Here is a 20,517-nt window from a genome sequence, read left to right as displayed (position 1 = left end):
AAATAAACGCTATCTTAATCTAAGTTTATCAATAGAAAGCAAAGTAAAATCAATATTTACAAGCATAGCGATTGACCCGCATTTAAAAACCAAATATAATTATTTTTGCTAAAGAGGGGGGAAGCTGCAAGGGACACTATTTTTCAAACATCAGACACTACACTGAGAGGAGGAAGTCACATGAAAAAGTCACTGGCACTCTCGCTACTTGTATTTGCCTCTATTCTCCTACTTGCAGCTTTCGACCCAACAGTATTTGTTGAAGCAACCATAGGTGAACCAGACACGCTTGATCCCCATCTAGCATATGACACAACAAGCGGTGAAGTACTCTACAATATCTATGAAAACCTCATAGCCTACAAAGGTCAAAGCGTTAGCGAGTTTGAGCCGAGACTTGCTACGGAAGTTCCAACTGTCAAGAACGGACTCATTAAAGATGGTGGAAAAACGTATATTTTTCCAATTAGAAAGGGTGTAAAATTCCACAACGGTAATCCACTTACCCCAGAAGATGTGAAGTATTCATTTGAACGCGGTCTTCTTTACGACCCAGATGGTGGTCCAATGTGGATGCTCTGGTATGCTATCTTTGGTTTCCATTCGAGAGACGAAGCTATTGAACAGTTTGTTGGAAAGCCTGTTAGCGAAATATTCGACCAGAATGGGCAGCCAAAACCAGAATATAGAGAAAAACTTGTTAATTTTTACAAGCAAGTCATTGACCCGGCGATCCAAGTTCAAGGAGATAATGTGGTAATTAAGCTCAAGAGACCATATGCTCCTTTCCTCAACATCATCGCACAGAGCTCACACTGGGCAGCAATACTTGACAAGGAAACATGTGTGAAAATTGGACTTTGGGATGGTAAACCAGACACATGGTGGAAATACAAAGATGTTACGAAAGAACAGTCACCACTCTATTCTTATGCAATTGGAACAGGTCCGTACAAACTTGTAGAATGGGACAGAAAACAACAAAAAGTAATTCTCGTTGCAAATGAGAATTATTGGAGAGGACCAGCAAAGATTAAGAAAGTAATAATTTGGGCAATTCCTGAGTGGTCAACAAGAAAAGCAATGCTCGAAAAAGGTGATGCAGATACTATTGACGTCGCAATTGAATTTGTTGACCAACTTAGCTCAAACAAAGATATCCAAATAATAAGAAACCTTCCAACGCTTGCTGTTACGGTTCTGTTGTTCAACTGGTCAGTTAACCCTAACAGCAAATTCATAGGTAGTGGAAAGCTTGATGGAAACGGAATACCACCTAACTTCTTCAGTGATATTAATGCAAGAAAAGCGGTTGCCGCAGCTATCAATTACGATGCACTTATCCAGGAAGTGCTAAAAGGTTCTGGTAAAAGAGTTCCAACAGCTTTACCACAAGGCTTGCTAGGTTACGACCCTTCATTACCACTTTACAAGTTCAGTTTGAACGAAGTAAAAATGTACCTACAAAAGGCTTGGAACGGACAAGCTTGGCAGAAAGGTATTAAATTCAGCATCGCGTTCAACGAAGGTAACACAGCAAGGCAACGAGTTGCAGAAATGATAAAGATGTACATGGAAATGGCAGCACCTGGAAAGGTTAAAATTGAAGTTCAACCACTTCAGTGGCCCAATTTCCTTGATGCAACACAGAACGGAGAAATTCCGGTTTCCATAAACGCATGGCAAGCGGACTTTCCAGACCCAGATAACTTCATATTCACACACTACCACAGTATGGGAGATTACGCAGATAGACAGGGAGAGGCATTCAAAAAATTTGTGAGCACTCCAAGAAAAGAACTGGGTGGAAAGAGCCTTGACCAACTTACTGAAAATGCTGCAGCAGAGACAGACGCACAAGTTAGAGGAAAACTCTATGCGCAGATTCAAAAATTTGTTGTTGACAATTGTCTCAGTGTCCCACTCTATCAACCAACTGCGACGTATGTTTTCAGAACATGGGTTAAAGGTTGGTACTACAACCCAATGAGACCAGGTCACGACTTCTTCACACTTTACAAAAAACAATGATTAGAGTACATAAGAATTCGAAACACAGGTCACCGAAAGGTGACCTGTGTTTTTTTTTTACGTGCCAAACATCAGCATAGCGGTAAGGTGAAGGACTGATTAACGAAAAAATCTAATGATGCGCCTTTAATCTTTTGAATTATCTGTCGGTATCACTGTAGTTTCTCCTTATTGCTCAATTATTTGTTGTTTTACTTTTCATCGAATATCTAAATAAATTGTGTAAAATACATATGTGGACAAAGTCTATCTTTTTATGTTATAATAAGTTAAACCTAATTCACTTACATCTTTACTATGAGAGGTGGTTAGATGAAAAGTTTAGGAGAGTTGTTAGTCCAGCCTGGTCCTTTTTCGGAAATTGTTATTGGAAACACTGCAATTGTGAGGGCAATGATTGAAAGCGGTGTAAGAGTGGTAACGTCATATCCTGGTTCGCCCACACCTGAGATAGCCGAAGCGATAAATTCCATACCAAAAGACAAAAATCCGCTGTATTTTGAGTTTTCAACAAACGAAAAGGTAGCTTTAGAAGTAGCGTTTGGTGCAGCAGTTAACGGATTTACCTCATGTGTGTTTTTCAAAAGTGTCGGTATGAACGTGGTTGCCGATTCTTTTGTCCAGCTAAGCATGATGGAAATCCCTGGTGGGATGGTAATTGTAACAGGCGATGACCCGGGTGCGAACAGTTCACAAAATGAGCAAGATAACCGACATTACGCAAGGCTTTCCTACACCCCTGTCTTTGAACCGAAAGACGCACAAGAGGTCTACGAGATGTTCAAACAAGCTGTCGAATACTCCAAAAAGCTACGTTCCCCTGTAATTCTGCGCTTAACAACCCACACTGCTCACTTCAAACAAAAAGTCAACTTTGGAACGTTTATTCCCTCACCGCTAGGTTCCCCTGTCTTTGATGTTAAAAATAACGGTCCATACATTCCGATAGCTCAAAATGTTCCAATAATGAAAAGAAGAGCGCTTGAAAAATTGCAAATGTGGGCTGAGATTTCGGAAAAATACGCTTTTATAACAAACAACGGGAGTGAGATAGGAATTATAACGGCTGGACTTCCTTACCTTTCATTGCTCGATGTGCTGGGAGAAAATGTGAAAAGAGTAGACATTTTAAGACTTGGCATGGTCTACCCATTACCAAGGAAGGCAATAACAGAATTTCTTAAAAAGCACAAAATAGTGAAAGTTCTGGAAGAGTTAGATGATTTCATCGAAGAAAAGGTGAAAGCGATTGCCTTTGAAGAAAGAATAGATGTAAGAATTGTTGGAAAAATGGACTTGGAGGACTGGATTGGGGAGTACACTCCAGAAAAAGTTTATTCAGTTCTTTCGAAATTTGCACCAGAGTTGCTCAGAAATATCAAGGTTCCAAACAACACAATGCGAGTTCTAAACCGTCCACCACAACTTTGTCCGGGTTGTGGTCACAGACCTGTTTTCTATATTCTCTCAAAAATTTTAAGAGAAAAAGATATATCCGTGGCGGATATCGGGTGTCATACACTCGGATTTTTGGAACCTTACAACGTGGGACAAGTCCTACTATCGATGGGACACTCAACAGGAACGGCATCTGGTCTTAGCATGTTCAACCCTGATAGAAAAGTTGTTGCATTCCTCGGAGATTCCACATTCTTCCACGCTGGAATACCTGGAATTATAAACGCTGTGTTCAATAAGCACAACTTTACACTAGTTATAATGGAAAACGGGACAACAGCCATGACCGGTCATCAAGACCATCCAGGAAAAACAATGAAAATTCGACAGATTCTCGAAGCTATCGGTGTGAAACATATTTGGGAAGTCGATACGTACCAACAAGATAAACTTGAAGAGGTCTTGCGAACAGCTCTTGAAACAAGAGAATTCAACGTTGTTATTGCAAAACATCCATGTATGTTGAAATTCACAAGAGAAAGAAGAAGGAAGGGTGTTATAAAAGTACCTCAGATGAAGGTAACTAACAGATGCACACTTGCCGGTGTGTGTATAACCAAATTCGCATGCCCATCGTTCCAAAGAGCGGATGATGGAAGCATCTTTGTCCACGAAGACCTCTGTATTGGCGATGGTTCATGTATGGTTGTTTGTCCATCTGGAGCGTTGGAGTTTGAGAAAGTGGTATCAGGTGGTGATGCGAAATGAAAAAGTTTGACATATTCCTCATAGGCGTTGGCGGACAGGGAATAGGGCTGTTGAGCGAAGTACTGATTCGTGCCATCGATTACAGTGGTCAAAAATGCATAGGCGTTGATACCCACGGTTTAGCCCAAAGAGGAGGTATTGTTTCTTCGCACATTAGAATCGGAGAAGCGAACTCCCCACTTGTAATACCTGGAGATGTTGATTTGGCACTTGCACTTGAAAGACACGAAGCTGCACGTGCACTTAACTATCTGAAAGATGGATGTACTCTTGTTTATTACAACACATCGTGGCAACCGTTACCTGTAAGATTAGGCAAAGAAGGTGAAATAAAGGAAGAAGAAATTGAAAACGTAGCTAACACGCGAGGCATAAAGGTATACAAAGTCAAATACGATTTGCCAGATGCACGTATGCAAAACATCGCACTACTCGGGGTAGTTGCAAGAAACAACCTTATACCTGGTGTCGAACCTAAACATTATCTGATGGCTATGGAAGATTTAATGAATGAACGAATTTATACTGCGAATAAAGAGATATTTGAAAGGATTTTGGAGGCGATATGAGTATGGAGAAGAAAAGTGAGATTTCAATTGTATTAAGCGGTGCTGCAGGACAAGGTGTTCAAGCTGTAGAACACATTCTAACAAGGGTAGCAAAGGATTCGGGATTCCATGTCTTTGCAACAAAAGAATATATGTCAAGGGTGCGTGGAGGCAATAACTCAACGGAGATACGTATATCATCGCAACCAGTAAAAGCTTACGTGGACCGAATCGATGTATTAGTTCCTCTCAATGATAACGCAATCGAACGGCTGAGACCACGTATTACGGAAGAAACGATTATCCTTGGTGAAAAGAAATACGTTGAAAATGAAAAGAACTCTATAGGCATCCTACTTGAAGAGATTGCAGAAAGTTTTGGTAACAAGATATACGAAAACTCAGTAGCGATAGGTATCCTGGCTGGGATTATAAAGGCCGAGGAAGATGCCTTGGTTAACAATATAAAAGCGTACTTTTCTAAGAAGTCCGAAGAGGTAGTTAAGGCAAACATTAATGCAGCTCTAAAAGGTTACGAAATTGGAAAATCTCTTGGACTGAGGTTCGAAATAATACCCTCCGAACAAGTGAAAAAGCAATACCTTCTAAACGGTTCTGAGGCGGTTGCAAAAGGTGCCATAGCCGGCGGTTGTAATTTCATATCATCTTACCCTATGTCACCAGCAACAACGGTATTTACAGAACTATCAAGATTATCAAAACAATACGGTATACTTGTTGACCAAGCAGAAGATGAAATAGCTGCTGCCAATATGGCAATTGCTGCATGGTACGCAGGAGCTCGTGCAATGGTATCAACCTCCGGTGGTGGTTTTGCACTGATGACAGAAGCCATCAGTTTGTCGGGTATGATTGAAACACCGATAGTCGTGCACCTCGGTCAAAGACCAGGACCAGCTACAGGTTTACCAACAAGAACCGAGCAAGGAGATTTGAACCTTGTTTTATACGCAGGGCATGGTGATTTTCCAAGAATCATTTACGCTCCTGGAAACTTGTGCGAAGCCTATGAGCTCAGTGCAAAAGCGTTCAACATGGCTGATAAATATCAGGTACCAGTTTTTATCCTCACCGACCAGTATTTCCTTGACTCATTCTACAATGTGGATGAAATGCCACAAGTAAAGATAGAACGTTATATTGTCAAAACCGATGAGAATTACAAAAGATACACACTTACAGAAGATGGAATATCACCACGTGGTATTCCTGGCTATGGAAAGGGATTGGTAAGAGTTGATAGTGACGAGCATGATGAGTACGGGCACATAACAGAAAGTGCGGAAGTTAGAAGAAAAATGGTTGAAAAGCGCTTGAAAAAGATGGAAAAAATTATCCAAGATGCAGTTCCTCCTAAACTTTTCGGAAGTGAGAACTACAAATACCTCATTGTCACTTGGGGCTCCACTCAATTGATAGTCAAAGAAGCACTTGAAAAGCTTGGTAACAAAGATGTAGCGATGCTTCACTTCTCGCAGGTGTACCCTGTGCCACCAATTGCAGAAAGTTATCTAAAAAAAGCACAAAAAGTAATATTCCTTGAGCAAAACGCAGCAGGACAATTTGCGAATCTTATAAAATTAACATTTGATGGTGTAGACACCCGAAGAAGAATATTGAAATACGATGGCTTCCCGTTCTCAGTTGAACAGGTTATGGAAGCCATTTCTAAGGAGGTTGAGTAATATGGGCAGTACGAATACCGCATTTGACCCAAAAATCTACGACATTCCCGATGCTGATATCGCCTGGTGTCCAGGATGCGGAAATTTTGGAATAATCAATGAACTAAAAACGGCTCTTGCACAGTTACAACTTGACCCAACCCAAGTAGTGTTGGTCTCTGGTATAGGTCAGGCAGCAAAAATGCCTCAGTATGTTAGAGCTAATATGTTTAACGGACTGCATGGAAGGTCGCTACCTGCAGCGGTTGCTATAAAGATGGTTAACCCGAACCTTGTTGTAATTGCCGAAAGTGGAGATGGGTGTACATACGGTGAAGGTGGTAACCATTTCATACACACGATAAGAAAAAATCCAGATATAACAAACATAGTGCACGACAACCAAATATACGGGTTAACGAAAGGTCAAGCATCACCAACAACCGCACGCGGACAGGTAACAACGCTACAATTTGATGGAGTTATCGTTGACCCATTCAACCCTATCGCTGTTGCTGTTGCACTCGATGCATCTTTTGTTGCCAGAAGCTTTTCTGGGAATTTCCAGCTAACTGTAGAACTTATCAAGATGGCTATAAAACACAAAGGATACGCTTTAATTGATATATTACAACCCTGTGTCACGTTCAACAAAGTTAACACATACCAGTGGTACAGAGAGAACACATATTTGCTACCCGATAGCTACGACCCAACTGACAGACAAGCTGCATTTAAGATAGCAACCGACACCTCAAAACTCGCACTTGGAGTGATATACATGAACCCAAACAAGCCCGTTTACGAAGAACAACTTGCACCATACCAAATTGATAAAACACCCGTTGCTTTGAGGGGGTTGGAGTTATGATTCAATCACGCTATAAACTCATTCCTCAGTTTACTTTAAAAGATGAAGAAGGAAAAGATTTTTCCTGGACAAACCTTTTGGGAAGGTATACAGTGGTTTATTTCTATCCCAAAGCAAATACTCCAGGCTGTACACTCGAGGGTATTGATTTCACAAGACTTCTCGATGAATTTAACGGCAATGTAATAGGCATATCCCCTGACGATTGCAAAGCCATCGCAAGTTTTAAATCTAAAAAGGGACTAAGAGTAAAATTACTTTCAGACCCAGATAAGATAGTAGCAGAGCAATTTGGTGCAGCAAAAGATGGAAAATTGATAAGGTCTACATTCATAGTCGACCCCTGGGGGAGAATCAGAAGAGAATGGATTAAAGTTAGTGTGAATGGACATGCGGAAGAAGTATTGGAAGAATACAAAAGAATCATCGAAAAAGACCAAACTCTTAACGACGATATCCTTGTGAGAAGGGCATTTAGAGGTATAAGACCGGACCCTGTTGAAGATGAAAAGATAGAAACTCTTTTGAAAGCAGCCCAGTTGGCACCTTCATGTATGAACAAACAACCTTGGAGATTTCTTGTGGTGAGAACAAAAGAGAATCTCGAAAAGCTTCACTCTACACTTTCGGAAGGAAATTACTGGATGAAGCAAGCACCGGTTATGCTCATCGTTTATACAGACGATGAATTAGGTTGTCAACTGAGCGACAGGAGAAATTACTCGCTATTTGACACAGGAACTGCCGTTGGATTATTGTTAACCCAAGCAACACAGATGGGACTTGTCGCACATCCAGTTGCTGGGTATGACCCTGTAAAGATAAAAGAGATATTCGGGTTGAACGGGATAATTATTACCGTAATAGCAGTAGGTTATTGGGGAAATCTCGATATACTTAATGAAAAACATGCAACAATTGAACTGGGCAATAGGATAAGAAAACCGCTCGAAGAAGTGGCAAAGTTTATATAAGCATATGTGTGAATAAGAAGACCACCCGACTGGGTGGTCTTTTATTATTTACCCGATAATCCCAAATACCTTATCCGTTAATCTCTTTCTTTTCTCTTTTCTTATCTTCCCAGAATACGGTTATAACATACAAAACTTTTCCTGAAAGTTGCAATATGGCATTGATTTCGCCGTTGGTGATTTTGAGCCTGAAATTCTTTTGCAGGACAGCCATTGAATCTTTTGATTCAAGCAATTTTACAAGGTCTTCCAGAGTGACTCCTCTTTCAACCATGCGTTCGTATACGTGAGGTGTAAGCAGAACATCTCTATCTAATAACGAAACATGGATAATCGTGTCTTTGTTGTTTTCCATACTAATCTGTTCAACCTCTTTTAAGCCTCTTTTATCAACCTTTCTATCTCTACCTTTTCACCTTTCGACTTGATGGCCGCTTCAAAAAATGCAAGGTCCTTGAGTGCTTCTGCAGGGTTTCCAAGGATATTTGGCTTTTCGGTTGTCAAAACCTCGTAGAAGTCTTCAAATTCCTTCTTGAACGTATTCTCCTGGATAAGTGGAATATCTTCGTCTACTTTTCCAGACAATACTATTAAATTCGGCGTTAATCTTATCTTCCCTTCTGTTCCAACAATCTCGAAATACTCTTCTCCCTTGACCGCGTAACTAACTGTATAATTACCTACAACACCTGTTTTGAATTCAAAAAGAGTAGAGAGGAAATCAACGTCTCCCAAATAATCTGTGATGCGTTTGACTTGTCCACTAACCCATTCGATGTCTCCTAACATAACCCTAAGTGCGGCGATATGATGAACCCCGCCATCTGACAAAAAACCACCTATGTGTTTTGGAATTTGTCTCCAAGTTGTTTTCACATACTTGTTTTCCTTATCCATACCAATCCATAGATGCCAGTCAACGAAAATAGGCTGACCAATAGCTCCTTCGTGCAACAGTTCTCTTATCTTATTGTACTTAAACGCATGCCTGTAGTTTTCAGCAATGTATATCACCTTGTTAGTTTGAAGTGAGAACTCAACTAATTCCTTCCCACTTTTCACATCAGTTGATATCGGTTTTTCACAAATCACATGCAAATCATGTTCAACGGCTTGCTTTATGAAAGGCACGTTCAACTCTATGGGTAAGGTCAAATCCACCGCATCAACTTGCTTTGAGAGTAGTAATTCTTCGTAGGAGTTAAATACCTGCGGAGTAGAACCTAACGTCTCGGACACCAACTTTGCAAAATCCTCAGCATGTTCTCTGGTTCTACTCGTAACAGCAACTATTTCAAACTTGTCTGTTAGTTCCTTCAACGCAGGAAAATGCAACTCACGAGCAGCAATACCACAACCAACGATACCTAAACGGATTTTCTTCATTCATATCACCTCGTTCGGCATTATTTAAGCCTCGATAATCTAACTTTCCGTGTTTCTTAACTATTGCCGTATTATTTTTTGAATCCGGGGCTGTAATTTTTGGACTATTAGCCAAAAGGTTGCGCCGTAAGTGTTATCTTTGCTTGATGAATCTATGAAGAATGTTTTCAAAAAGCCTCAGTATCTTTGTCCCAAACGCTTCCTTTGACTTATCAAGCGGCTCGACTTTGATAACATCAACTCCGAGTAATTTTGCAAAAAGCACGTCCGTAAAGACTTGGTCACCAATGACCAATACCTCTTCTTTTCGTTTAAGTTTCTGGTTGAGCTTCAATCTTACCTTAAAAGCAAAGGGCTTGAATGCACGCCAAATAACTGGGACTTCATAATCCAAGTTTCGCTTACGGCCGTTGGAAACGATATAAATTTCTGCGCCTTTTGATTTGAGATAATCAAATAATTTTGCAGCTTGTTCTGGAACATGTGTTGAACGCCATACGTTTATTGTATTGTCGAAATCAAACAGAAAAATCCTCTTTCCCGAGTTTAAAAGCTTATCAAAATCTATATCATGTATGGATTGCACCTTTTTGACTTTTGCCAAACATATCCCTCGCTTTGTTTAATCTACGATGATTACCCTTCCAAGAACGGAAGAATTGAAGCACTGAGTCTGCTTCTAATTATTCTCTTCACCTTCTGAATGGTATTGTCGACCTTTTTGAAGTTAACACCCACTTGCTCTTCTATCTCTTTGTAGCTATAACCATCCAACCAAAGCTCGAATATCTTAATCTCGTCTTCCTTCAGAGATTCAAGAATCTCTTCATGAACTATGCTCAGAATTGTATTCCTAACAACATTCGTTGTTGTTGACGTATCGGCTACAAAATAATCTATCTGCTCATCGTCGACGTCATCAAAGATTGAATCCATGCTTGTGGAGTCAGATAACATTTTGTTCTTCTTTCTGTTTTGGTAGGTTATAAATGTTTTGACTTCCGATTCTATGCTTCTCCATGCAAATGTAGAAAATGAACTTTTACCTGGTTCATAGTAGAATATGGCTTTGATGAGTCCTATCAGCCCGTTTTGAACGATATCATCAAATTCCGCCCAAGGAGCATAAAATTGTGAGGCTATCCTCACAACCATCGGATAAAATTTCTCTATGATAAGGTCCATCGCTTCCGTCAGACCACTTTGTGCAAGTTCTACAAGCTTTTCCGTAGGCTTACTCCTAAGTGCGTATTTTATCATCTAGGATACCCAGCAAGTTCTTTTCTATGCTATATTCCACCAAGAAGGATATCGGCAAGCACACCAATATCCTTTGCGATTAGATGCGGTTTTATTGGACTTTTCTGAACTTGCTCCATATTAGCTTCTCCAGTGAGTACTAACACGGTCCAAGTCCCTGCTTGAATACCTGCAAGTATGTCTGTGTACAACCTATCTCCGACCATACAAGCCTCATTCTTGCCGACATTGTTGTGCCTAATTACCATCTCGATTAACTTAGGTTCTGGTTTCCCAAAAATAATGTTGGGATAAACTCCTGACGCCTTTCTTACAGCGGATGCAATTGCACCTGCATCAGGAAGTGGCCCTTCAGATGAAGGACAATTGAGGTCGGGGTTAGTTACAACAAAGAGCGCACCTTTTGAAACAAATTGTGTGGCTTTCTTGATTTTTTCATATGTTAGAGTCTTATCAAACGTTACAACGACCACTTCGGGGTCTTCTTCTACAACTGTGTGCCCAACTCTCTGAAATTCGTATTTTATATCATCCGTTCCAACAATGTACACACGCTTTGGACCGAATTCCTCTAAAAGATACTCAGCTGTCGCCACTCCTGCTGTAACTATTTGATTTCTGCCAAGCTTGATTCCCATCTCTTCAAATTCGTTGATATAACTTTCTATCGTTCTATTGGAGTTGTTTGTAAGAAAAACTAGCTTTTTACCTAATCTTCCAAGAGCATCCACAAATTTTCGAGAACCTTCGAAAGGTTTTCCGCTTAGATAAAATGTCCCATCGATGTCAAGTATGAAAAGCTCGCAGTTTTTAATTCTTTCTTTTGCACCTTCCTTCAATTCCGCGTAAGGCTCACTGAGGTTTTGATTTGCATTATCCACGATTCATCCCTCCGAACTGTTTTAAAAACAATATCAGCAGTTGCTTTCTTGATTATTATACCACACTGAAGAAACCTTTTGGTGAAATAACTATGTAAGTGGTATAATTGCTTAAGTTTAAGACGCACCTACGAAATGTTCAATTTGTTGAACGTTCCAACAAAAGAGAGAGTCTAAAAAGTGCTGGATGAAAAAAATAATTCCAAATTTTTCGATTCATCCATTTCAAATCTCTCGAGGAGGTGAAAACATGAAGAAACTGCGAACAATACTTGCTCTGAGTTTTCTAATCATCGCATTTAGTATCTCTTTGGCAGTGCAAAGTGGAGATTTCGTGGTGAGCATCGTACCACCACACAAGGAAGGATTGTTTGTTGAGTTTACCTCTATAGGTTACTCGTTTGGCAACTGGGAAATTTCTACACAACCACTGTTCGATATCGTAGGGGCTTTCAATCTCAAAATACGCTATTTCCCATCAGAATCCACAGTCTTCAACCTTGAAACATTCTTGTGGGATCCATTCTTTATTAACAAAGCATATCTTGGTGAGGCTGTGGACCCAAGCTTCCAAACATATATCCTTCTCAATATGGCACATATTCACAACAACACAATACTCGGACCGATAATCGTGCGTCCTTATCTGCAATCGGCACTTGCAACGATTTTCTTACCTGGTCAGTCTGAGTACGTTTCAGTTCTAGTGGCACGTGGTTTTTTGAGCAATGGAATCTTACTTAGCAAGGACTTTGAAGTTTTTGGACTACTGGAAGGTGGTATGTTGATAAATGTTTGGCAGTCACAAGCGCCGCCCGAAGATTGGCAGAGTGTTTTGGAAGAAGCAAGAAGGCAATCACAGTACGTGATGGCAAGATTTGGAGGCATATGGTATTACGACAGATACTCTGGAATAGAAATCGGGTATCGAATAACTTTGCACGGTCATGAGAGTCCACTCAGACTGATTCAGGGATACACTTTCACAGACTGGATTTATAATTATTTCAATATTGTTTTTTACGCTAATCCAGACCAAAGAATTTCAATTCCATTTATAACGACAGATTATTACCTCAGTTTTTCAACAAAGTTCTAATCGCAGTTGCGGTAACACATGTGAAAAATATGATTTTTTCTTTGTTTTGCATGTTCTCAAAAATAGCAATTAGGACTGAATTTCAAAATATAAAACAGAAATTCTCTCATTTTCTTTTCGAATTTTAGTATTTGTCACTTGTGAAATTTTTACTTATGTGGTAGAATAGCATTAGACTTTTTCTTTGCTATCATTATACGGAGGTGGGTGGCCGATGGTAACTATCTATATCAACGACAAACCTTATCAAGTTCCAGAAAACAAAACAGTGCTTGAAGCTGCGGCAGATTTAGGTTTCAAAATTCCAACCCTTTGTCACCATCCCGAACTCGAACCAATTGGAGCTTGTAGAATATGTGTTGTTGAAATTGAGGGGGCAAGAACGCTCCAACCTGCTTGTACAACAAAAGTTGCCGATGGAATGAAGATAAAGACAAACACGGAAAGAGTAGAAAGCGCAGTCAAGTTCAACCTTTCTTTGATAATGTCGAACCATCCCCACGAATGTATGTACTGTGAAGCAGATGGGCGCTGTGAACTTCAAAAACTTGTTCACATGTACGATGTTCAACCTATATTTGGTGTAAATGTTAACATAGAAAAAGAAATAGATATGAGTAGCCCTTCTGTTCACAGAGACCTGTCCAAGTGTATTAAGTGTCAGAGATGTGTGAGAGTGTGTAGTGAAATACAGGGTATGAACATATACTCAATGATTGAACGTGGTTACGAATCCCTACCAGAGACAGAATTCGGCGTCCCACTTTACGAAACTGACTGTATAAGCTGCGGTCAGTGTGCCAACTTGTGTCCAGTAGGAGCTATTTACGAAGCACCAGACTGGAAGAAAGTTTGGAAAATGCTAAACAGCAAGGAACCCGGCAAAGTTTACGTTGCACAAACAGCTCCATCTGTCAGGGTTGCAATAGGTGAAGAATTTGGCATGGAACCCGGAAGCATAAGCACAGGGAAGATGGTTGCTGCACTTAGAAGACTTGGTTTCGACTATGTATTTGATACAAACTTCGCAGCTGACCTTACAATTATGGAAGAGGGTTACGAACTCATTGGAAGGCTCCAAAACGGCGGTAAGTTCCCAATGTTCACAAGCTGCTGCCCTGGTTGGGTAAACGAAATGGAGAAAGAATGGCCCGAACTCAGAGAACACCTCTCAACGGCAAAGTCCCCACAACAGATGATGAGTAGTGTTGTCAAAACATACTTTGCACAAAAGATAGGTGTGAAACCTGAAGATATAGTTATGGTATCAATTATGCCATGTACAGCTAAGAAAGACGAAATAACAAGACCACAACAATTGGTCGACGGTATCAAAGTAACGGATTACGTCATTACAACAAGAGAACTCGGAAAGCTCATTAAACTCAAAGGTATACCATTCGTAAATCTTCCAGAAGAACAGTATGATAGCCCACTTGGAACATCAACAGGTGCTGCTGCGCTCTTTGGTGTGACTGGTGGTGTTATGGAAGCAGCTCTCAGAACAGCTTACGAAGTTTTGACAGGCGAGAAATTACCGAAACTTGTGTTCGAAAGCGTACGAGGCCTGGATGGTGTAAGAGAAGCAGAAATTGATATTAAAGGAAGAAAACTCAAAGTAGCTATTGCACACGGTATGGCAAGTGTGAAAAAATTGCTGAGAGAAATGAAAGAAGGGAAACGATACTACGACTTTGTCGAGATAATGGCGTGTCTTGGTGGTTGTATCGGTGGCGGTGGACAACCGAAGAGCCTTGACCCAGATATTCTTAAGAAACGTGCACAAGCTATTTACACCATTGACGAACTCAGCGTACTGAGAAGGTCACATGAAAACCCAGATATCATAAAACTCTACGAAGAATTCTTAGAAAAACCGAACAGCCACATCGCACACCACTTGTTGCATACACACTACACCGATAGGTCAAGAGCCGTCAGGAAGGCTCAACAACAAAAAGAGGTTGAAAAGGTTAACTAAAACTTACGCTTAGAAGCGCTGGTGTGCTTTACGCACACCAGCTTTTTTGTTATCCGAAGGAGAAAAAGTGAAAAAATACACAAAGTTATCATACATTTTCCAATATTGGTCTTTTTCTAAAAATAAGTCCAAAATTTCAACTTGTATACTCATATGTTTTTGTGTTATAATATTTACGACATGTGAATATTTTCGCTAAGTGTTTGTTTGTGCTTTCTGAGGTGAAGGAGCGAATTGCTCTGACACCAAGGAAAGAGGGATGGAGATTATATCGTAAAGCAAAACTTTGTATTGAGCAATAATGGCTTGCACTGTACAAACATAGTTGGGCTTTATTAAAATCAATTCGTCCCTCTTTCCTTGGGTAAAGGAAAGAGGGATTTTTGTTTTTAGCTCCGCTATGAAAGGAGGGGTACCATGGTTACAATTTATATCAACGGTGACAAACATGAGGTTGAAGAAGGGAAAACAATACTTGAAGTAGCGTCACAACTTGGATACCACATACCCACCCTGTGTCATCATCCTGAACTTCAGCCCATCGGAGCTTGTAGAATTTGTGTTGTAGAGGTCGAGGGATTCAAGACGCTTCAGCCCGCATGCGCAACCAAAGTTGCCGACGGAATGGTAATACGGACAAACACAGAACGTGTTGAAAATGCAGTCAAGCTGAACCTTGAATTAGTTATGGCAAACCATCCACACGAATGTATGTATTGTGAAGCTGATGGTAGGTGCGAACTCCAAAAACTTGTCCATATGTACGATGTTCAACCTACCTTTGGGATTTCTGTTAGTTTCCCCAAGTATATAGACACAAGCAGTCCATCGATTCACAGAGACCTAACAAAATGTATAAAATGTCAGCGGTGTGTACGCGTGTGTAGTGAGATACAAGGCATGAACATATATTCTATGATAGAGCGAGGATATGAAACAGTCCCAGAAACAGAATTTGGATTGCCTGTTTATGAAACGAACTGTATCAGTTGTGGGCAATGCGCTTACTTGTGTCCCGTTGGGGCAATATACGAAGCTCCAACTTGGAAAAAACTACTACACATGCTTGAAAACAAAAACGGAAAGGTGTTTATAGCACAGACTGCTCCTTCGGTGAGAGTGGCAATCGGAGAGGAATTTGGCATGGAACCAGGAACTGTGAGTACTGGAAAGATGGTTGCGGCACTTAGAAGATTAGGCTTTGACTACGTTTTTGATACAAATTTCGGAGCGGACTTAACGATAATGGAAGAAGCACACGAACTTCTCCATAGACTAACAAAAGGCGGAGTATTACCTATGTTCACAAGCTGTTGTCCGGGTTGGGTAAACATGGTTGAAAAAGAGTTTCCGGAGTTCATACCAAACCTATCGACAACAAAATCTCCAATGCAAATAATGAGTAGTACTCGCGAGTATTTTGCAAAGAAACTTGGAGTCGCACCTGAAAATATCGTTATGGTAGCTGTTATGCCGTGCACAGCAAAAAAAGATGAGATAGAGCGCTCTCAACACGTTGTAAACGGCATAAAAGTTACAGATTATGTAATAACAACTCGTGAATTTGCAAAGATGCTAAGGTTCAAAGGCATTTCCTTTGTAAATCTGCCCGAGGAAAAACACGATAGTCCACTGGGAGCATCCTCCGGTGCAGGTGCCATATTTGGTGTCACTGGTGGTGTTATGGAAGCAGCATTAAGAACTGCGTATGAAAAGTTCACTGGTGAAAAGTTACCAAGACTCGTTTTCTCAGAAGTTAGAGGACTCGACGGAATCAGAGAAGCAGAGGTCGATTTCAAAACCAGGAAGCTTAAGGTTGCAATTGTAAATGGAACTGCAAACGCGAAGAGATTGCTGAAAGAAATCAAGGAAGGGAAAAGAAATTACGACTTTGTCGAAGTGATGGCTTGTATGGGTGGATGTATCGGTGGTGGTGGCCAACCTAAGAGTTTAGACCCAGATATTATTAAAAAGCGTGCTAGAGCAATCTACAGCATAGACGAAATGAGCGTTATCAGACGCTCGCACGAAAACCCAGAAATTATTCAACTTTACGAAGAATTCGTAGGAGAACCTAACGGTCACGTAGCACACCATTATCTGCACACTTACTATACGGACAGGTCAAAAGCCGAAAGAAGACAAGAAAAATCAACAGGAGGGAAGTAAATGGAAGAAAAAAAAGAAAGATATTACACGGTTGACATAATCGTTCATGACAGAGAAAACGCTTATTCTAAAGTAAATGAGCTTCTCCATCAATACGCAGATATTATCAAACTCAGAGTAGGGTATCCTGTTCCGGATGAAAATATAGCTATTGTATTTCTCATAGTTAAAACAACAAACGACAACATGGGAGCATTTACTGGAAAATTGGGGAATATAAAAGGTGTGAAAGTGAAAAGCGTGGCTGTAAACTGAAATATTAATTCGATTAAATTCGGAGGTGGAAAGTATGTATGTATTTACAAAAGAAATTGATACGGAAAAAACATTCATCCCAGAGGCAGAAATTTGGGAATTGCTTGAAAAGACAAAAAATCCCGACAAAAAAAGGGTTTTAGAAATTCTTGATAAATCACTGAACAAAAACAGGCTCGAACCTGAGGAAGTGGCGACTTTGCTTAATGTTGAAGACCCAGAAATGCTTGAAGAAATCTTCCACGCTGCCAGAACTCTTAAGGAGCGTATATATGGCAACAGAATAGTCCTTTTTGCACCACTCTACATAGGCAACGACTGTGTTAATGATTGTGTCTACTGTGGATTTAGGAGTTCTAACAAAGAGGTTTACAGAAAAACATTGACCTTTGAGGAACTCAGAAACGAAGTTAGGGCACTAGTATCCAGAGGGCACAAAAGATTGATAGTGGTCTATGGAGAACATCCAAGATACAGTCCCGAGTTCATAGCTGAAACAATTAGAATAATCTACGAAACAAAAGTCGGTAACGGAGAGATAAGAAGGGTAAACGTGAATGCAGCACCCCAAACTGTGGAAGGTTACAAAATCATCAAAGAAGCAGGTATTGGAACGTTCCAAATCTTCCAGGAAACCTATCATCAACCAACTTACAAAAAACTTCATCCACGCGGTCCAAAATCGAATTACGCTTGGAGATTGTATGGTCTTGACCGTGCTATGCTTGCTGGCATAGATGATGTTGGAATTGGAGCACTCTTTGGTTTGTTCAACTGGAAGTTTGAGGTAATGGGTTTGATTTACCACACAATACACCTTGAAGAACGTTTTGGAGTTGGTCCTCACACAATATCCTTCCCAAGAATAGAACCAGCCGTTGGTAGTGAGATTTCGTACAATCCACCACATAAAGTTAGTGATGAAGACTTCAAAAAACTTGTCGCCATCATAAGACTGGCAGTTCCATACACGGGTATGATTCTCACCGCTCGTGAACCAGCCGAATTGAGAAGAGAAGTTCTCAAAATGGGCGTTTCTCAAATCGATGGAGGTTCAAGTATTGGCATTGGTTCGTATTCACAAGATGACCCAGAGAAAATAAGAAAAAGCCAGTTTATACTTGGTGATAACAGGTCACTGGAGGAAGTAATACAAGACCTTTTGAAAGAAGGATACATTCCTTCATTCTGTACAGCATGTTACAGAATGGGACGAACCGGAGAACACTTCATGGAATTCGCCATTCCTGGATTTGTGAAAAGATTCTGCACACCAAACGCACTCTTCACACTTAGAGAATATCTGAACGATTATGCATCAGAAGAAACCAAAAAACTCGGTTACGAATTAATCCAAAAAGAGCTCGAGCGTGTAAATAACAGAGAACTTGTTGAAAAATACCTTGAGCGGATTGACCGCGGTGAGAGAGATGTCAGATTTTGAAAAACTCAGTGAACTATTAAAGCCATATGCAGAAAGATTAAACACAAAAATATGGATATGTGAAAAAATAGGGCGGAGGTTGTCTTGTATCGCAAGAGCAGGAGAAGAAAGTTACTGTGAAAGCTACATCGCATACGAAGACGATAAATATGCCGTGTTCTGCGAGCGTGAAATAACTGATGACGAGAAAGATTTGATAATGCAAGCTTTGAGTGATGTTGTCAGATTTCGAAAATTATCATCAGATTCTTGAGAAAAGCTTAATGAGGTGATTTTGTATGTTGGATATAAAGAAGGTACAAAACGTTGACCTGGATTATCTCACACACGTGATAGAGAGTGGCAAATATGATGAAGAGATATTCAAAATAGCTGACGAAACAAGAAAAAAATATGTTGGTGAAGAAGTTCATCTGAGAGCAATTATAGAATTCTCTAATGTATGCACCCAGCACTGCCTTTACTGTGGGCTTAGAGCCGATAACAAAAATTTGCAACGATACAGGATGAGTCCTGAAGAAATCATCGAACGGGCAAGGCTAATCGCAAAGCTTGGTATAAAGACAATAGTTCTTCAATCAGGTGAAGACCCGTATTATACAACTGAAATCATAAGCCATCTGATAACCGAGATAAAAAAGCTTGATGTTGCAATCACACTTAGCATAGGAGAACGTGAGTTTGAAGAATACCGTATCTGGAAAGAATTGGGAGCTGACAGATACTTAATGAGGCACGAAACCGCTTCACCTGAACTTTACGCCAAACTCCACCCGGGCGATAGTTTTGAAAATAGGAAGGCACACCTATACGAGTTAAAACGTCTTGGCTATGAAACAGGCGCTGGCTTCATGGTGGGGTTACCTGGACAGACAGCATATGATTTAGCGTTAGACCTTGCATTTCTTAAAGAACTTGATGCTGACATGATAGGTATTGGACCTTTTATACCAAATCCAGATACACCGCTGAAAGATGCAAAAGGTGGGGATTTACAAACGACGCTTCGGATGATAGCACTTGCAAGAATTGTGGTTCCAACTGCGAACATACCAGCAACAACCGCTCTTGGTTCGATAAACCCGCTTGGAAGACAGTACGGACTAAAATATGGCGCAAACGTTATTATGCCAAACCTGACTCCTAATCCGTATAGACCAAATTATTCGTTGTATCCCGGAAAAATATGTCTATTTGAAAGAGATACAGCTTGTGTTGAATGTACAAAGCAAATGATTAGAAGTGTTGGACTTGTTGTTGGAGAGGGCTACGGACACAGAAAAAAGATAGAGATGAATGAAGAAAAAGAAGTGATAAATATTGAAAATTAAATATGGCGAGACGCTTATCGTCTCGCCATTAGAAATGTTCAAGGCATAGCTGTCACACTTCAAGTTTCATGTATTTTGCTTGAACACCATCGATAGCGTTTAATTTCTGACAAAGTTCTTCATGCTTTGTCTCATCATCAACTAGTTCAAGGATAATAAGTCCAACGGGCGAACAATACTGACCTGCGCCTTCATGGAGTCCCAAACGCGTTTTGATATAACAACCATACTCTGTCAAAAGTTTTTGGACCTCAACAGCGGCTTGCTCTCTTTTGTCAACAAGAACAGCCATAACCGTTCTCACTGTGATGTCTTTTGGCATAGACACACCCCCTTGTTCTATGTGGTATTATAATTATACCAGAGCAAACTGTACTTTGTCAAAAATGTCACAATATGTAATTTTTTAAATGAACCAAATTTTCAGAAATAAATC

General features: G+C 40.3%; 19 protein-coding genes. 13 read left to right on the top strand and 6 right to left on the bottom strand.

Annotated elements, in window-relative coordinates; all coding sequences use genetic code 11:
- The first annotated feature begins 180 nt into the window (after positions 1-180).
- From FERPE_RS01495 to FERPE_RS01470, 6 genes are all read left to right on the top strand, one after another.
- Complete coding sequence (locus tag FERPE_RS01495) at positions 181-2,031, top strand: ABC transporter substrate-binding protein (protein WP_014450913.1); 1,851 nt, start codon at positions 181-183, stop codon at positions 2,029-2,031.
- A gap of 312 nt (positions 2,032-2,343) precedes the next feature.
- On the top strand, positions 2,344-4,197 hold the full coding sequence (locus tag FERPE_RS01490) for a thiamine pyrophosphate-dependent enzyme (protein WP_014450912.1): 1,854 nt from the start codon (positions 2,344-2,346) through the stop codon (positions 4,195-4,197).
- Positions 4,194-4,766 carry a 2-oxoacid:acceptor oxidoreductase family protein gene (locus FERPE_RS01485; protein ID WP_014450911.1) on the top strand — a complete coding sequence of 191 codons (573 nt, stop codon included), beginning with the start codon at positions 4,194-4,196 and terminating at the stop codon, positions 4,764-4,766. Before FERPE_RS01490 ends, FERPE_RS01485 begins: the two co-directional genes overlap by 4 nt.
- Before the next feature lie 2 nt (positions 4,767-4,768).
- Positions 4,769-6,451, top strand: coding sequence for a 2-oxoacid:acceptor oxidoreductase subunit alpha (locus tag FERPE_RS01480; RefSeq protein ID WP_014450910.1), 1,683 nt, complete (start codon positions 4,769-4,771; stop codon positions 6,449-6,451).
- Position 6,452: 1 nt separating this feature from the next.
- A complete protein-coding gene (locus tag FERPE_RS01475; protein ID WP_014450909.1) occupies positions 6,453-7,301 on the top strand; it encodes a thiamine pyrophosphate-dependent enzyme in 849 nt (282 codons plus the stop codon).
- Positions 7,298-8,275, top strand: coding sequence for a redoxin domain-containing protein (locus FERPE_RS01470; RefSeq protein ID WP_014450908.1), 978 nt, complete (start codon positions 7,298-7,300; stop codon positions 8,273-8,275). The genes FERPE_RS01475 and FERPE_RS01470 overlap by 4 nt, the downstream gene beginning before the upstream one ends.
- A 70-nt stretch (positions 8,276-8,345) precedes the next feature.
- Here FERPE_RS01470 and FERPE_RS01465 read toward each other — a convergent pair whose 3' ends face one another.
- The 5 genes from FERPE_RS01465 to FERPE_RS01445 form a co-directional block, all read right to left on the bottom strand.
- Positions 8,346-8,630, bottom strand: a complete 285-nt coding sequence (locus FERPE_RS01465; protein WP_014450907.1) for a hypothetical protein — start codon at positions 8,628-8,630, stop codon at positions 8,346-8,348.
- Positions 8,631-8,650: 20 nt separating this feature from the next.
- A complete protein-coding gene (locus FERPE_RS01460) occupies positions 8,651-9,661 on the bottom strand; it encodes a Gfo/Idh/MocA family protein (protein ID WP_014450906.1) in 1,011 nt (336 codons plus the stop codon).
- 133 nt (positions 9,662-9,794) lie between these two features.
- Positions 9,795-10,265 carry a YqeG family HAD IIIA-type phosphatase gene (locus tag FERPE_RS01455; RefSeq protein WP_014450905.1) on the bottom strand — a complete coding sequence of 157 codons (471 nt, stop codon included), beginning with the start codon at positions 10,263-10,265 and terminating at the stop codon, positions 9,795-9,797.
- A 32-nt stretch (positions 10,266-10,297) separates the two neighbouring features.
- A complete protein-coding gene (locus FERPE_RS01450; RefSeq protein ID WP_014450904.1) occupies positions 10,298-10,921 on the bottom strand; it encodes a sigma-70 family RNA polymerase sigma factor in 624 nt (207 codons plus the stop codon).
- A gap of 29 nt (positions 10,922-10,950) precedes the next feature.
- Complete coding sequence (locus FERPE_RS01445) at positions 10,951-11,802, bottom strand: HAD-IIA family hydrolase (protein WP_014450903.1); 852 nt, start codon at positions 11,800-11,802, stop codon at positions 10,951-10,953.
- Between the two features lie 250 nt (positions 11,803-12,052).
- Between FERPE_RS01445 and FERPE_RS01440 the strand changes: the two genes are divergently transcribed.
- The 7 genes from FERPE_RS01440 (at position 12,053) to hydE (ending at position 20,081) form a co-directional block, all read left to right on the top strand.
- Positions 12,053-12,901, top strand: coding sequence for a hypothetical protein (locus FERPE_RS01440; protein WP_014450902.1), 849 nt, complete (start codon positions 12,053-12,055; stop codon positions 12,899-12,901).
- 214 nt (positions 12,902-13,115) lie between these two features.
- Entirely contained in the window at positions 13,116-14,882 is a 1,767-nt protein-coding gene (locus FERPE_RS01435) for an NADH-dependent [FeFe] hydrogenase, group A6 (protein ID WP_014450901.1), read from the top strand.
- A gap of 417 nt (positions 14,883-15,299) precedes the next feature.
- Complete coding sequence (locus FERPE_RS01430; RefSeq protein WP_014450900.1) at positions 15,300-17,051, top strand: NADH-dependent [FeFe] hydrogenase, group A6; 1,752 nt, start codon at positions 15,300-15,302, stop codon at positions 17,049-17,051.
- Entirely contained in the window at positions 17,052-17,306 is a 255-nt protein-coding gene (locus FERPE_RS01425; protein WP_014450899.1) for a TM1266 family iron-only hydrogenase system putative regulator, read from the top strand.
- A gap of 34 nt (positions 17,307-17,340) precedes the next feature.
- Positions 17,341-18,750 (top strand): [FeFe] hydrogenase H-cluster radical SAM maturase HydG, encoded by a 1,410-nt coding sequence (hydG, locus tag FERPE_RS01420; protein WP_014450898.1) that lies wholly within the window; start codon positions 17,341-17,343, stop codon positions 18,748-18,750.
- Positions 18,737-19,003 (top strand): hypothetical protein, encoded by a 267-nt coding sequence (locus FERPE_RS01415; protein ID WP_014450897.1) that lies wholly within the window; start codon positions 18,737-18,739, stop codon positions 19,001-19,003. Before hydG ends, FERPE_RS01415 begins: the two co-directional genes overlap by 14 nt.
- 25 nt (positions 19,004-19,028) lie before the next feature.
- Complete coding sequence (hydE, locus tag FERPE_RS01410; protein ID WP_014450896.1) at positions 19,029-20,081, top strand: [FeFe] hydrogenase H-cluster radical SAM maturase HydE; 1,053 nt, start codon at positions 19,029-19,031, stop codon at positions 20,079-20,081.
- A 52-nt stretch (positions 20,082-20,133) separates the two neighbouring features.
- Here hydE and FERPE_RS01405 read toward each other — a convergent pair whose 3' ends face one another.
- Positions 20,134-20,403: a CPF_0552 family protein gene (locus tag FERPE_RS01405; RefSeq protein ID WP_014450895.1), complete on the bottom strand. Its 270-nt coding sequence runs from the start codon at positions 20,401-20,403 to the stop codon at positions 20,134-20,136.
- Between the last annotated feature and the right edge of the window lie 114 nt (positions 20,404-20,517).

The organism is Fervidobacterium pennivorans DSM 9078, from assembly GCF_000235405.2.
Lineage (GTDB): Bacteria > Thermotogota > Thermotogae > Thermotogales > Fervidobacteriaceae > Fervidobacterium > Fervidobacterium pennivorans.
This window is presented reverse-complemented; position numbering and strand designations above follow the sequence as displayed.